13 protein-coding genes are annotated in these 13,254 nt (G+C 71.0%); 10 read left to right on the forward strand and 3 right to left on the reverse strand.

Annotated features, from left to right (window positions below; all coding sequences use genetic code 11):
- Nucleotides 1–27: 27 nt before the first annotated feature.
- From metK to CU254_RS11530, 3 genes are all read left to right on the forward strand, one after another.
- Complete coding sequence (metK, locus tag CU254_RS11520; protein WP_009075822.1) at nt 28–1,230, forward strand: methionine adenosyltransferase; 1,203 nt, start codon at nt 28–30, stop codon at nt 1,228–1,230.
- 539 nt (nt 1,231–1,769) lie between these two features.
- Nucleotides 1,770–3,872 (forward strand): primosomal protein N', encoded by a 2,103-nt coding sequence (locus CU254_RS11525; RefSeq protein WP_009075824.1) that lies wholly within the window; start codon nt 1,770–1,772, stop codon nt 3,870–3,872.
- A gap of 500 nt (nt 3,873–4,372) precedes the next feature.
- Nucleotides 4,373–4,918 (forward strand): GNAT family N-acetyltransferase, encoded by a 546-nt coding sequence (locus CU254_RS11530; RefSeq protein WP_009075826.1) that lies wholly within the window; start codon nt 4,373–4,375, stop codon nt 4,916–4,918.
- 4 nt (nt 4,919–4,922) lie between these two features.
- On the opposite strand, the gene CU254_RS11535 is transcribed toward CU254_RS11530, so the two are convergent.
- Entirely contained in the window at nt 4,923–6,065 is a 1,143-nt protein-coding gene (locus CU254_RS11535) for a hypothetical protein (RefSeq protein WP_050788148.1), read from the reverse strand.
- The gene (locus tag CU254_RS11540) at nt 6,062–7,129 is read right to left on the reverse strand and encodes a helix-turn-helix domain-containing protein (protein WP_037713343.1); all 1,068 of its coding nucleotides are present in this window, start codon (nt 7,127–7,129) and stop codon (nt 6,062–6,064) included. Before CU254_RS11540 ends, CU254_RS11535 begins: the two co-directional genes overlap by 4 nt.
- Before the next feature lie 253 nt (nt 7,130–7,382).
- Here CU254_RS11540 and CU254_RS11545 point away from each other — a divergent pair, with 253 nt between their 5' ends.
- The 4 genes from CU254_RS11545 (at nt 7,383) to CU254_RS11560 (ending at nt 9,328) form a co-directional block, all read left to right on the forward strand.
- Entirely contained in the window at nt 7,383–8,003 is a 621-nt protein-coding gene (locus CU254_RS11545; protein ID WP_009075829.1) for a hypothetical protein, read from the forward strand.
- A 34-nt stretch (nt 8,004–8,037) separates the two neighbouring features.
- Nucleotides 8,038–8,700 (forward strand): Crp/Fnr family transcriptional regulator, encoded by a 663-nt coding sequence (locus CU254_RS11550; RefSeq protein WP_009075831.1) that lies wholly within the window; start codon nt 8,038–8,040, stop codon nt 8,698–8,700.
- A 71-nt stretch (nt 8,701–8,771) separates the two neighbouring features.
- On the forward strand, nt 8,772–9,104 hold the full coding sequence (locus CU254_RS11555) for a hypothetical protein (RefSeq protein WP_050788149.1): 333 nt from the start codon (nt 8,772–8,774) through the stop codon (nt 9,102–9,104).
- The gene (locus CU254_RS11560) at nt 9,101–9,328 is read left to right on the forward strand and encodes a hypothetical protein (protein WP_009075834.1); all 228 of its coding nucleotides are present in this window, start codon (nt 9,101–9,103) and stop codon (nt 9,326–9,328) included. The genes CU254_RS11555 and CU254_RS11560 overlap by 4 nt, the downstream gene beginning before the upstream one ends.
- 474 nt (nt 9,329–9,802) lie before the next feature.
- Here CU254_RS11560 and CU254_RS11565 read toward each other — a convergent pair whose 3' ends face one another.
- Complete coding sequence (locus tag CU254_RS11565) at nt 9,803–10,261, reverse strand: GatB/YqeY domain-containing protein (protein WP_009075836.1); 459 nt, start codon at nt 10,259–10,261, stop codon at nt 9,803–9,805.
- A 125-nt stretch (nt 10,262–10,386) separates the two neighbouring features.
- Here CU254_RS11565 and fmt point away from each other — a divergent pair, with 125 nt between their 5' ends.
- From fmt to CU254_RS11580, 3 genes are read left to right on the forward strand one after another with little or no spacing between them, the layout of a single operon-like run.
- Nucleotides 10,387–11,313, forward strand: coding sequence for a methionyl-tRNA formyltransferase (gene fmt / locus CU254_RS11570; protein ID WP_037713345.1), 927 nt, complete (start codon nt 10,387–10,389; stop codon nt 11,311–11,313).
- The gene (locus CU254_RS11575) at nt 11,310–12,734 is read left to right on the forward strand and encodes an RsmB/NOP family class I SAM-dependent RNA methyltransferase (protein WP_100266762.1); all 1,425 of its coding nucleotides are present in this window, start codon (nt 11,310–11,312) and stop codon (nt 12,732–12,734) included. Before fmt ends, CU254_RS11575 begins: the two co-directional genes overlap by 4 nt.
- A complete protein-coding gene (locus CU254_RS11580) occupies nt 12,731–13,237 on the forward strand; it encodes a flavoprotein (protein WP_037713347.1) in 507 nt (168 codons plus the stop codon). The genes CU254_RS11575 and CU254_RS11580 overlap by 4 nt, the downstream gene beginning before the upstream one ends.
- The last annotated feature ends 17 nt before the right edge of the window (nt 13,238–13,254 follow it).

Consider the following 13,254-nt stretch of genomic DNA (forward strand, 5'->3'; position numbering starts at 1 on the left):
CGCTTGACCGAGGGAAGTGACGAGGTCGTGTCTGCGTCCACGAAAAGGCTGTTCACGTCGGAATCCGTGACGGAAGGCCACCCCGACAAGATCTGTGACGCCATCAGCGACTCGATCCTCGACGGCCTGCTGACCAAGGACCCGCGCAGCCGGGTCGCCGTCGAGACCCTGATCACGACGGGTCAGGTGCACGTCGCGGGCGAGGTGACGACCGAGGCGTACGCGGACATCCCCACCATCGTGCGGGACGTCATCCTGCGCATCGGCTACGACTCGTCGGCCAAGGGCTTCGACGGCAACTCCTGCGGCGTGAACGTCGCGATCGGGTCGCAGTCGCCGGACATCGCCCAGGGCGTCGACACGGCGTACGAGTCGCGGGTGGAATCGGACGAGGACGAGATCAACCGCCAGGGCGCGGGCGACCAGGGTCTGATGTTCGGCTACGCCTGCTCGGACACGCCCGAGCTGATGCCGCTCCCGATCGCGCTCGCGCACCGCCTGTCGCGCCGGCTGACCGCGGTCCGCAAGGACGGCGTGCTGCCGTACCTGCGTCCGGACGGCAAGACCCAGGTCACCATCGAGTACGCGGGCGAGCAGCCGGTGCGGCTCGACACCGTCGTGGTGTCCACCCAGCACGCGGACGGGATCGACCTGGAGCAGATGCTCGGCGTCGATGTGCGCAAGCACGTCGTGGAGCCGGAGCTGGCCGACCTCGGCCTAGACACGGACAGCACCCGCCTCCTGGTGAACCCCACCGGCCGCTTCGTGATCGGCGGCCCGATGGGCGACGCCGGGCTCACCGGCCGCAAGATCATCGTCGACACCTACGGCGGCATGGCCCGCCACGGCGGCGGCGCGTTCTCCGGCAAGGACCCGTCCAAGGTGGACCGTTCGGCCGCCTACGCGATGCGCTGGGTCGCCAAGAACGTCGTCGCCGCGGGCCTCGCCGGACGAGTCGAGGTGCAGGTGGCGTACGCCATCGGCAAGGCCGCTCCCGTGGGCCTGTTCGTCGAGACCTTCGGCACCGAAACGGTCGACCCGAGCAAGATCCAGTCGGCCATCAGCGAGGTCTTCGACCTGCGTCCCGCCGCGATCATCCGCGACCTGGACCTGCTGCGCCCGATCTACGCCCCCACCGCGGCATACGGCCACTTCGGCCGCCCCGACCTGAACCTGCCGTGGGAAAGCACCGCCCGCGCCGACGCCCTGCGCTCCCTGGCCGGCGCCTGATCAGTTTCGTGGTCCGTGAAGGGCCCCTTGAGGGAATCTAATTCCCTCAAGGGGCCCTTCACAGCTTTCGGGCGAAGCCGAGATTCCGTGAGGGGAACCCTGAGGGACTCTGAGTCCGTGAGGGTTCCCCTCACGACCCGCCCGCCGCCCGCCGCCCGCCGCCGGGGGTGCGCCCCAATGTGGCATTGGGTGCGTCAGACGCAACGAACGCCACATTGGGTGCGTCGCATGCACCCAATGCCACATTGGGGCCCTATCCGCACGCCGCGCCCCCCAACGCCCCCATGCACCCAAGCCGCGTAAAAACCGCCGCTGATGCACCCAAACAGCGTGGCACCCGGCCATCCCCCCAACCCCGATACGAAGCCGCCCTGCGGTTCGGGGGTGCTTGTCAAGGCATCTTTCCCGCCTTGACAAGCACCCCCGAACCGTCAGCACAATCAAACTTCGGGGTGCCCCACGCCACCACCGGGCCCCAGCAAAACCGGAACCTCCCATCGCCGACAGACCTGTCGCCGCCGTCTGGTAGAGATCTCCAAGTGACCAGCTCCGAACCCACCCCCCTATGGGACCTCCCGGAGCCTCCGCGCTCCGCCCCGGAGCCGAAGGCCACCCCGGCGAGAAAGACCCCCCGCACACCGACCCGCTCCCGCAAAGGCCAGCAAACCCCAGCCCCGGAACTCCCGGTAGCGACGATCGCCGTAGACATCCCCCTGGCCCACCTGGACCGCACCTTCGACTACCAAGTCCCGGAAAAACTGCACGAATCCGCGGTCCCGGGCTGCCGAGTCCGAGTCCGCTTCGCCGGTCAGCTCGTCGACGGCTACCTCATCGAACGCACCGACACGACGGACTACGAGCGCAAACTCGCCTACCTGGAACGGGTCACCTCGAGCGAACCCGTCCTCCCGCCGTCGCTGCACGCCGTCTGCCGCTCGGTAGCCGACCGCTACGCCGGAACCCTCTCCGACGTCCTGCGCCTGGCCCTGCCCCCACGGCACGCGAAGGTAGAAGCCGAACCACCCGCAGAACCGGCCCCCGCGCCAGAAGCCCCGGACGTCTCCGCCTGGTCCCGCTACCAGCGCGGCGAGGCTTTCCTGGAAGCGATCGCCGAATCCCGGCAAGCGAACGCCGTCTGGCAAGCCCTCCCCGGCGAAGACTGGCCCCGCCGCCTCGCCGAAGCGGCCGCGACCGCGGCGGCTCAAGGCCGGGGCGCGGTCCTGGTAGTCCCGGACCACCGAGACCTGACCAGGGTGCACGAGGCGTGCATCGAGTTGGTGGGGGAGCAGGGCGTCGCCGCGCTGATCGCCGGTTTGGGCCCGGCCGAACGGTACCGGCGCTGGCTTTCCGTGCTGCGCGGCGCGGTCCGCGTCGTCGTCGGCACTCGCGCGGCGATGTTCGCGCCCGTCGCCGATCCCGGTCTGTTCGTCGTCTGGGACGACGGCGACGATCTGCACCTGGATCCGCATGCCCCGTATCCGCACGTGCGGGATGTGCTGATGGATCGGGCGCACGCCACGAAATCCGCCTTCCTGGTCGGCGGATTCGCCCGGACCGCCGAGGCTCAGCTGCTCGTGGAATCCGGCTGGGCGCAACAGATCCAGGCCGATCGCACCGAACTCCGCGCCGCGGCCCCGCGCGTGACTCCGGTGGGCGAAGACTTCGACATTGCCCGTGACGAAGCAGCGCGGGTCGCCCGGCTTCCGGCGGTCGCTTTCGAGGCCGCGCGCCAGGCTTTCGCCGCTGGATTACCGGCTTTGGTCCAGGTTCCGCGCCGCGGTTACGTCCCCGGATTGTCCTGCGGCCAATGCCGGACGCCCGCCCATTGCCGTCGCTGCGCCGGTCCGCTCGCCCTGCCCGGCGGTTCGGCCGACGGTGCCCCGCGTCCGCCCGCCTGCCGGTGGTGCGGCGTCCCGGAGACCGCTTTCCGTTGCCCCGCTTGCGGTTCCGTCCGGTTGCGGGCCGTGGTGGTCGGCGCGAAACGCACTGCCGAAGAGCTGGGCCGGGCGTTCCCCGGGGTTCCGGTCCGGACCTCCGGCGCCGCCGAGGTCCTGGCGACCGTCCCGGGCCGCCCGGCTTTGGTGGTGTGCACGCCGGGTGCGGAGCCGGTCGCCGAGGGCGGATACGGAGCGGCGCTGCTGCTGGACGGCTGGGCGTTGCTCGGACGTCAGGATTTGCGGGCCGCGGAGGAAACGCTCCGCCGCTGGATGGCCGCCGGAGCGCTGGTGCGCCCGGCGTCGAGCGGGGGCCGGGTGATCGTCGGCGCGGAAGCCGGGCTGGCGGTCGTGCAGGCGCTGGTGCGCTGGGATCCGGGCTGGCACGCGAGCCAGGAACTGGAACAGCGCCGGGAGCTGGGTTTCCCGCCCGCGATGCGGATGGCGAGCGTCGAGGGAAGCCCGGCCGCGGTGGCGAGCGTGCTGGACGACCTCCCGCTGCCGGACAGCGGCGAGGTGCTCGGCCCGGTCCCGCTCGGCGACTACGACGACGAGGGCAACGCGGAACGCGAGCGGGCGCTAGTACGAGTGGCCCGCCCGGACGGCCGCGCCCTGGCGGCGGTGGTCCGCGACGCGGTGGCCCGCCGCGATGCCCGGAAAGCGGTCGAGCCGGTACGGGTGCAACTGGACCCGCTGGACCTGATCTAGGCGGAATTCGACGGCACGTTCGGCCCTGCTCATCCGACCTGAACAGAGGCCGGATCAGCAACCGTGAAGCCCGCGAGCAGGACTGGCTGGCCCGCTGCCAGGAACCGGTCGGGCTGGGGTAGTGGCGAGGCTCATCCGACCGGAAAGAGGCCGGATCCGCCGCCGCGCGAACCCGCGCATACCGCTGGATCCGCCAAATCCCCTCCCTTCCGCCGCGCATTCCCGCACCCAGCCCCGCGGCCGAAACGGCTTTCCGCACTACTGCCCGGTCACCGTTTGAACCGGTTCGTCCCGGGGTGTATTGGGGACGTGGAAACCGGGGGAGGGCGGCGAGGACGCCGGGCGGCCGGTTGCTCCGTTCGCCGGAGCGCGCTGCGGCGTTCGCCGTCTTCGCGTCTGCCGGGCGCGCACCTAGTCTTGAGGCCCAGCAGCCAAGATCAGGACCGCGGCCCGGGCCTCCCGCCCGTGCGCCCCGGTCCCGCGGACAGGAGCCGGCGTTGATGGGCGACGTCTCGATCCGGCCAGCTGAGCAGGCGGATCTCGCGGCGCTGGCGGAGACCCTCGGCGACCGGGGGTTTTTCGAGGACCGGCTCACCCGGCAGGCGAAGGGCCTCGGCGTCCTGTTCGCCGCGTGGTGCTCCGCGCGGCCGGTCGGGTCCGTGTACCTCTGGCTCGAGGACGCCGAGGAACCGCCGATCCGCGGGCATCTGCCGGGCGTTCCGCTGCTGAACCGCCTGGAAGTGGCCCCGGAGGCGCGCAACCGGGGCATCGGCGCGGCTCTCGTGCGCGCGGCCGAGGACTACCTGGTCGGCCACGGGCACGCGCTCGGCGCGCTCGCGGTCCGCACGGACAACACCCGCGCCGCCCGGCTGTACCGCCGCCTCGGCTACCACGACTGGGGCCACGGCACGGTCGTCTGCTACGCGGAGCGGGTGTCGCCGGACGGGCGCACGGTGACTGAAGCCGAGCGTTGCCACGTGCTCGTCAAAAGCCTGCCGGACGACCGTCCCGCGCCGCTGGCCAGCCGCACGTGCGGCGAACGCTGAACCTTCAGGACTTGTGCACGATCTCCGAAATCCCGAGCGTCCGGAACGCGGCGTCCGGGTCGTCCGCCGCATCGTGCCGCGCGCGCAGCGACTCGAGATGCGTCTGCCACGTCTCCCGGTCCTGCTGCCAGGCTCGCAGGTACTCGACGCACAATTCCGGCTCGATCAGCAGGCTGCGTCCGCACGCGGCCTTCAGCGCCGCGATCATCCGTTCCTCGCGCGCGCCGGTCAGGTGCGGTGCGTCGCGGACCTGCTGCAGCGTCGTGCGGATGAACGCCCGGCGGCTTTCCAGGAAGCCCTTCCAGTACGCGACGGTCGCGTCGGCGATGCTGAGACCGTTGTCCAGCAAGCAATAAATGCCTTCGGCGAGCGTGTCGCCCAGCTCTTCGGACCGGGCGCGCGCGGTGTCGCGATAGGGGTCGTAGTCGCCCTGGTAGGCGGTCCCGGTGACCGCGGTGGCGCGCAGGCCGGTGTCGCCGAGGAGAAAGAACCAGTCCTCGTTGTAGATGTCCGGGAAGAACGAGGTGTACGCGTCTTTCCCGACGACCAGCGCGCCGCCGCCGACGAACGTGTCCTGCTTTCCTCCGGACTCGCGGTAGGCGTGGCACACCACGGAGTTGTCCGGCATGCCGGTGTTGGCGAGGCCGACCGCCGCGTACTCGTCGAGCAGGCCCGCCGCCGCGCGCAGGTCGCCGGGGCGCGAGAGGTGGATGTCGTCGTCGAGGAAGAGGATGCGCTGCCAGCCCGCGAGGTCGGCGACGAGCACGCCCAGGTTGCGTTTGAAGCTCGTGTCGGCCCGGCGCAGCATGCGGGCCTTCCGCTGGCGCTGCAGCAGCTGGTTCGCCTCGAACGGCGGGACGGCGCCGAGACCGGCGGCCTCGTCGGTGTCGATCGCGCGGACGCGCACCCCTTCGCGCTTCGCGGCGAGGACCGCGTCGGTGGCGCGCGCGTTCTTGCTGCACAGCAGCAAAAGCGTGGCGTCGAGTTCGCGGGCGGCGCGGAACGCGTCCTTGAGGTAGGCGGCGGGGCGCCCGTTGGGCACGACGATCGCGTCCAGCTGGGCCTGCGGCGCGTCATCGGCGGCGACGTGATGCAGCAGGCGCTGATGCGTCGTGTGCTGCGCCGGCGCGGCGACGGTCGCGGTCATGGGTGGCTCGATTCTGGCCATTCGTGCAGCCGGTTTTCTGGCAGGGTCCAGTCCGGGGTGAGCCCCTGGTTGTCGAAGACCGGGACCCGGCTGATGATGCTGAAGGAATCCGCGCCCGCGAAGCGCTGGTCCAGGTAGGCCTGGTTGCGGTCGCGGAAGCGGCGGTCGGTCAGCGCTCGTACGGCCCCGAGGGTGCCGCGGCCGTACATTCCGTTGCACACGGTCACAGTGCGCTTGCGGTTGAGCGGGCTGACGCCGTGGTAGAAGTGCGCGACGTCTTCGATCAGAGCGCCGTCGCGCAGTTTGGCGCTGAACAGTTCGGTGGTCCCGTCGGGGCGGGTCACTTCGAAGCCGGTCTCCCGCTGTTCCTCGTCGCCCTTGCGGCTGATCTGGCGGACCGGCACGTCGACCCGGTCGAGCAGCGCGCGGGTCTGCGGGTTCCAGTCGACGCCGCCGAGCAGCACCAGGTGCGCGGTGTACTCGTCCGCCGACAGCGTCGTGTTCTGGTCGGTGGTGCGGAAGGTGACCTCGTTCGCCGGGTTGCACGCGCGGATGTGGCCGTAGAGCTCGAGCAGCGCGTCCGGGTCGGCGTAGGTGTAGAGGTTCACGTAGTCCGGGCTGGCCGGGTCGGTGTAGGCGATCCGGTACTTCTCCGGCAGCTGCGCGCAGACGATCACGATGTCCTGGTTCGGCGGGAAGTGCCACAGGCTCGACGGGGCGAAGACCGGCTGGGCGGGCGGGTCGTCGAGGTCGCCGCGCAGCGCCTGCAGCTCCGCGAGCAGTTCCTTGCGGACGGTGTGCTCGTCGTCGGTCAGCTCTTCGAGGTCCAGGAGATGAAGTTTGCGGCCCTGCACCGAACGGCGGGTGCTGAAAAAGGTCGCGTACGCCTCGAGCCGCGGCTGCGGGGGCGTCACCGGTTTCGCCACGTTCTCCCACGACGACAGCAGGCCGGTGCTCACGCCGAAGGCCTCGGCGAGCTGCTTCTGGGTGAGCACCACGTCGGACCAGCTCTCCTTGCGCAGGGTACGCAGGCGAGCGGCGAGCGCGGGGTTGGGCTGAGACACGACTTCAGACCCTTCAGTGAAGTTCAGTCAGACGTGAATGGCGGGGATTCTACACCCGGGAGGCCGGGATAGCCGGACGGGCCGGGGTCGAGTGTCGGCGCGCATTCAGGGGTTGCCCAGGTGGGGCCGGTCCCGCAGTTGAACCGCAGATGTCGTGTGCGCGACACCGTTGTTTCAGTCCGGGTCCAGCCTTATAGTAGCTGCTGTGAAAGTCTACTAGATTTCAGTAGCTTCCTGAAATAAGGGGGCGGTCATGGACACCTCAGCAGTACCGGCGCCAGTGCACCGAGCCATCGTGGTCGTCGACATCGAAGGGTCGACCACCCGTACGAACCCGGCTCGGGCCGGGCTCCGTTCGGTCCTGTTCGCCCTGCTCGACGAGGCGTTCCGGGCCGGGGGCATCACGGAGGAGTTCCGGGATCCGTTCGTGGACCGGGGCGACGGGGCGCTGTGCCTGGTCCGCCCGGTCGACGAGGTGCCGAAGACCGTCCTGCTCGCCCGCGTCGTGCCGGCGCTGGCCGAACTGCTCGCCCGGCACGGCGACCAGGACCCCGAACTGGCTTTCCGCCTGCGGGTTTCGGTGCACGCCGGAGAGGTGCACTACGACGCGCACGGACCGTACGGCGAGGACATCGACATCGCCTGCCGGCTCCTCGACGCCCCTGATCTGAGACGCAGGCTCCGCGGTTCCACGGGACCGCTCGCGCTGGTCGTCTCCAACGCGATCCACCGCTCGGTCGTCCGGCACGGCTACGCCGGGATCGACCGCAGCTCTTTCGCCCACGCCTTCCACGTGCGCGTCGGCGGCCAGCGGACGCGCGGCTGGGTCCGCACCACCGACGCCGTCCGGCCGGGAGCGGGACTGATCGCCTGAACGGTCCGGCCGACGACGAGGAGGGGGGACCGCCGTGGAAGCGATCGGGTTCTGGCCGGCGCTGGGCGCCGCGGACCGCGCGAAGTTCGAAGAGCTTTCCGTCCGCAAGGCCTACCGGCGCGGGGACGTCCTCTGCCGCGAAGGCGAACAGGCCTCGGTGGTGCTTCTCCTGCTGGCCGGCCACGTCCGGATCACCAACGCGACGCCGGACGGGCGCGAGGTCGTGGTCGGCGTCCGCGGCGCGGGCGAGGTGATCGGCGAACTGGCCGTGATCGACGGCGGACGGAGGTCGGCGACGGTGCAAGCGCTCGACGAACTGGACGTCCTGGTCGTGCCCGCCGCGCGGTTCGTCGCGCTGTGCCGGCGCGAGGCGGCGATTTCCTGGGCGCTGGTGCGAGTGCTGGCCGACCGGATGCGCGACGTCGGACGGCAATGGCTCGATCTCGGCGGCGGGACAACCACCCGCCGCGTGGCCGCGCAGCTGATGCAGCTGGCGGTGCAGCACGGCGTGAAGCGCGGCACGGACATCGAGGTCGCGGTACCCGGCACGCAAGCGGAACTCGCGATGACCGCGGCGATTTCGCGCGAATCGTGGGCCAGGGTGACGCGGGAGCTCCGCCGCCAGGGGGTGATCAGCACCGCGCGCGGCCAGGTGACCATCCACCGGCTCGCGGAACTGCGGCGGCTTGCTCGCTGAACGTGTCAGCTGACACAGATTTCCCGGCGCGGCCGGGGTTTTCTGGAAACACACCACCGAGGGAGGCAGTCATGGAACCGTTTCTTCCCGCTCCTCAGCCGGTTCGCTGGCGTCGGGGGGTGTACGCGGCCGCTCTGGTCGTCCCGTTCACCGTCGCACAGGTGTGGGCGGTGCTGGTGCTGCTGAGCCTCGACTCGCTCCACGGCCTCGCCGGACAGGCCTTCCTGGTGACCCTCGCCGGTTCCGTCGTCGCGACGGCCGTCGGCTGGCGCTGGGTGTGGCAGCTGGGTTCGGAACGCCGTCGGGTGCGGGCGCGCGAGGAAATGCGGCAGCGCGCGTACGAGAACATTCGCGAGTTCGGGCGGGAGAACCTGCGCGAACCGCGGATACAGGTGCGGTCGTGAACACCGTGCTGGCCGTCGCGCAGGGCGGCGGGCAGGGCGTGTCTGCGGGGGTGCTGGTGCTTGCGTTGGTCGTGCTGGTGGCGGTGATTCGGGTGTTGCGGTGGATCGCTGGGGTGGCGGTTCGGGTGGCCGCGTCTGTGGCGGCGATTTCCGGGTTGGTTGTGGGGGTTGCTGGGGTTGGGGGGTTGGCGACTGTGGCTGCGGTGGTGATGGCGTCGAAATGAGGGTGGGCATCGGTTCTGTCGTGGGGGCGGAACCGGTGTTCGTGGGTGGGGGTTCGGCTCGTCGCCCTGGCGGGCGACGTTGCCGTCCCCTGGTTGCGTGGGGCACCCCGAAGTTTCATTGTGCTGACGGGCGGTGGGTGCTTGTCAAGGCGGGAAAGATGCCTTGACAAGCACCCACCGCCCGCAGGGAGGCTTCGTATCGGGGTTGGGGGAGGGGCTGGGTGCCCCCGGTGGTTGGGCGCATCGGCGGCGGTTTGGTTGGTGCGTCGATGGTTGGTGCAGCGGCGGCGGTTTGTTGCGTGGCTCTGGCGTTGCTGCTTTGAGTGGGGCGGTGTGCGCTGGTAGCGCCCCAATGTGGCATTGGGTGCATGCGACGCACCCAATGTGGCGTTCGTTGCGTCTGACGCACCCAATGCCACATTGGGGCGCATCCCGGGCGGCGGGGCGTGGGCGTGAGGGGCGGAGAGGTGTGCGTTAGCTGGCGGAGAGTTGGCGTTTCACCTCGGCGGCGACGCGGGAGCCTTCGGCGCGGCCGGCGAACTTTAGCTGTACCGCCTTCATCACCGCGCCCATTCCGGCCATTCCGGAGGCGCCGGTTTCGGTCACCGCCTCCGTGACGAGGGTGCGAAGCTCGTCGTCCGACAGTTGGGCGGGCAGGTAGGCCGTGAGGACCTCTGCTTCGGCTCGTTCGCGTTCCGCTGAGTCTGCTCGGCCTGCCTTGTCGAAGGCTTCGGCGGCGTCGCGGCGTTTCTTCACCTCTCGGGTGATGATTTTCAGTACCTCGTCGTCGGAGAGTTCGCGAGCGCTGTCGCCTGCGGTTTCTTCGTAGCCGATCGCCGAGAGGGTCAGCCGCAGGGTTGCCGAGCGCAGCTGGTCCCTTGCCTTGATCGCGGTCGTCAGGTCGTCGTGCAGGGTCGCCTTCAGCGTGGTCATATACCCGATCCTGGCGCCCGCCGCGGCTGGCTGCCCGCGCCGCGCCGCCGGGACGGGGGTCTTCTAGACTCGCTTCCGATGTCCGACCAGCCTGAAATCCCCTTTTCCTTTCCGGAGGTGCGGTGATGCGTCTCGTTTTCGCCGGCACCCCGGAACCTGCCGTGCCGTCGTTGCGCGCGCTGATCGAGTCCGAGCGGCACGAGGTCGTCGCTGTCGTCACGCGGCCGGACGCCCAGGCCGGGCGCGGGCGCAAGGTGCTGCGGTCCCCGGTGGGCGCCCTCGCCGACGAGCACGGCATCGAGGTGCTCACTCCCTCGCGGGCCGGTGACCCGGCGTTTCTCGCTCGCCTGCGCGAGCTGGCGCCGGATGTCTGCCCGGTCGTCGCGTACGGGGCGCTGCTGCCGCAGTCCGCGCTCGACATCCCGGTGCACGGCTGGGTCAACCTGCACTTCTCGCTGCTGCCCGCGTGGCGCGGCGCGGCGCCGGTGCAGGCGGCGATCCGCGCGGGGGACGAGATGACCGGCGCGTCCACCTTCCGGATCGTGAAGGAGCTCGACGCGGGGCCGGTGTTCGGCGTGGTGACCGAGCCGATCGGCCCGGAGGACACGTCCGGCGCGCTGCTCGGCAGGCTCGCCGAGTCCGGGGCGCACCTGCTGGTGTCCACGGTGGACGGTATCGAGGACGGCACGCTCCGCGCGGTCGAGCAGCCGGGCGAGGGCATGAGCTACGCGCCGAAGGTGACGGTCGAGGACGCGCGCGTGTCGTTCGCCGACCCGGCTTCCGCGGTCGACCGGCACATCCGTTCGGTGACGCCGGATCCCGGCGCGTGGGCGGAGTTCCGCGGCGAGCGGTTCAAGCTGGGGCCGGTCACCGTGCTCGACGAACCCGGTCCGCGGCCGGGCGAGCTGGTGGTCGAGCGCAAGCGCGTGCTCGTGGGCACGGCGACGAAACCGGTGCGGCTGGGCGAGGTCCAGGCGGCCGGAAAGAAACGGATGGCGGCCACCGACTGGGCGCGCGGCACGAGGATCGACGAAGGAGAGCGCCTCCAGTGAACGAGCGTGGAGAACGGCGGCCGTCGCGGCCGCAGCGGGGCCGTCCGGCTCCGCGCAAACAGGGACCGCGGCGTCCGCCGGAGATCGACCCGGCTCGCCAGGTCGCGTTCGACGTGCTGCGCGCCGTCCGCGAGAAGGACGCGTACGCCAACCTCGTCCTCCCGCAGCTGCTGCGGGAACGCCGGGTGAGCGGTCGCGACGCCGCGCTGGCCACTGAGCTGACGTACGGCACCGCCCGCGCGCAGGGCCTGCTCGACGCGGTGATCGCCGCGTGCGCCGACCGGCCGATCGAGAAGACCGACCCGGTGGTGCTCGACGCGCTGCGCCTCGGCGCCTACCAGCTGCTGCGCACCCGGATCCCGGAGCACGCCTCCGTCGGGTCCACTGTGGACCTCGTGCGCGCCGAAGCCGGTTCCTGGGCAACGGGATTCGCGAACGCCATCCTGCGCGCCGTGTCCACAAAGGACGAGGCGCAGTGGCTTGACGAACTGTCGCCGGACGAGGCCACCGACCCGATCGGCGCGTACGCGCTCCGCACCGCGCACCCGCGCTGGGTCGCGCGGTCGTTCGCGGAAGCGTTGGGGGACAAGGGCGCTGAGCTGAAAGCCGCCCTCGAAGCGGACGACGCCCGCCCCGCGGTGCACCTGGTCGCGCGCCCCGGCGAGATCAGCGCCGACGAACTGGCCGCCATCACCGGCGGCGACCCCGCGCCGTACTCGCCCTACGGCGTGCACTTGCCGGCCGGCGCGGGCGACCCGGCCGACGCGGAACCGGTCCGCGAACGCCTCGCCGCGGTGCAGGACGAAGGCAGCCAGCTGTGCGCCATCGCCGTCACCAAGGTCCCGCTGGAAGGCTCCGACGAGCGCTGGCTGGACCTGTGCGCGGGCCCCGGCGGCAAAGCGGCGCTGCTCGGCGCGCTGGCCAAGATCAGCGGCGCGCACGTGGACGCCGTCGAGAAAGCCCCGCACCGGGCCCGGCTGATCGAGAACGCCACCGAGGGCCTGCCCGCCACCGTGCACGTCGCCGACGGCCGCGAATCCGGCCTCGAACCGGGCTACGACCGGATCCTGGTCGACGCCCCGTGCAGCGGCCTGGGCGCACTGCGCCGCCGCCCCGAGGCCCGGTGGCGCCGCAAGCCGTCGGACGTCGCGGACCTCACCAAACTGCAGGGCGAACTGCTGATGGCGGCGCTCGACCTGGTGCGCCCGGGCGGCATCGTCACCTACGTCGTGTGCTCGCCGCATCTGGCCGAAACCGAAGGCGTGGTAGGCGAAACCGCCCGCCGGACCAAGTCCGAGATCGTGGACGCCCGCGAGTTCTTCCCGGACGTCCCGCAGCTCGGCGACGGCCCGTACGTCCAGCTGTGGCCCCACCGACACGGCACCGACGCCATGTTCTGCGCGGTGCTGCGCAAACCGTGACGGATCTAGGTTTGGTCGCCAGCTCGTGCGGCGGACTGGACACCCGGTTCACCGACGAGCTGGCGAAACCAGCGGTCGCCCGAGGCTGGCGGCTCGCCATCACCCTGACGCCCACGGCCTGGGGCTGGCTGAAAGCCACCGGCGGTTTGGGCGAACTCGAAGCCACCACGGACCTTCCGGTGCGCAGCACGTCCCGCCTCCCCGGCGAGCCGCGCCCGCATCCGGATCCGAAGGTGTTCCTTTTCGCGCCCGCCTCGGCGAACTCGGTGGCGAAGCTGGCGCTGGGGATCGCGGACAACCAAGCGCTCACGTTGCTCGGCGATGTCCTTGGCGCGCCAGGGATCACCATCGTCGTCGCTTACCAGATCCAGCCGACCCGGGAGCACCACCCGGCCTGGCAGCGGCACCTGGACACCTTGGCCGAGGCGGGCGTTCGTCTCCACCGGCTCGACCCGCGCCGCCCCTGGTCGGAGCCGCTCGACTTGCTGCCCTCGCCCGCGTAAAAAGTCGTGAAGGGCTC

It is taken from the genome of Amycolatopsis sp. AA4, assembly GCF_002796545.1.
Lineage (GTDB): Bacteria > Actinomycetota > Actinomycetes > Mycobacteriales > Pseudonocardiaceae > Amycolatopsis.

Excerpts from the sequence above, each read along its gene's own strand:
- CU254_RS11530 (WP_009075826.1), top strand. The coding sequence starts at position 4,373 with ATGGGCGACGTCTCGATCCGGCCAGCTGAGCAGGCGGATCTCGCGGCG.
- CU254_RS11535 (WP_050788148.1), bottom strand. The coding sequence starts at position 6,065 with ATGACCGCGACCGTCGCCGCGCCGGCGCAGCACACGACGCATCAGCGC.
- CU254_RS11545 (WP_009075829.1), top strand. The coding sequence starts at position 7,383 with ATGGACACCTCAGCAGTACCGGCGCCAGTGCACCGAGCCATCGTGGTC.
- CU254_RS11555 (WP_050788149.1), top strand. The coding sequence starts at position 8,772 with ATGGAACCGTTTCTTCCCGCTCCTCAGCCGGTTCGCTGGCGTCGGGGG.
- CU254_RS11565 (WP_009075836.1), bottom strand. The coding sequence starts at position 10,261 with ATGACCACGCTGAAGGCGACCCTGCACGACGACCTGACGACCGCGATC.
- fmt (WP_037713345.1), top strand. The coding sequence starts at position 10,387 with ATGCGTCTCGTTTTCGCCGGCACCCCGGAACCTGCCGTGCCGTCGTTG.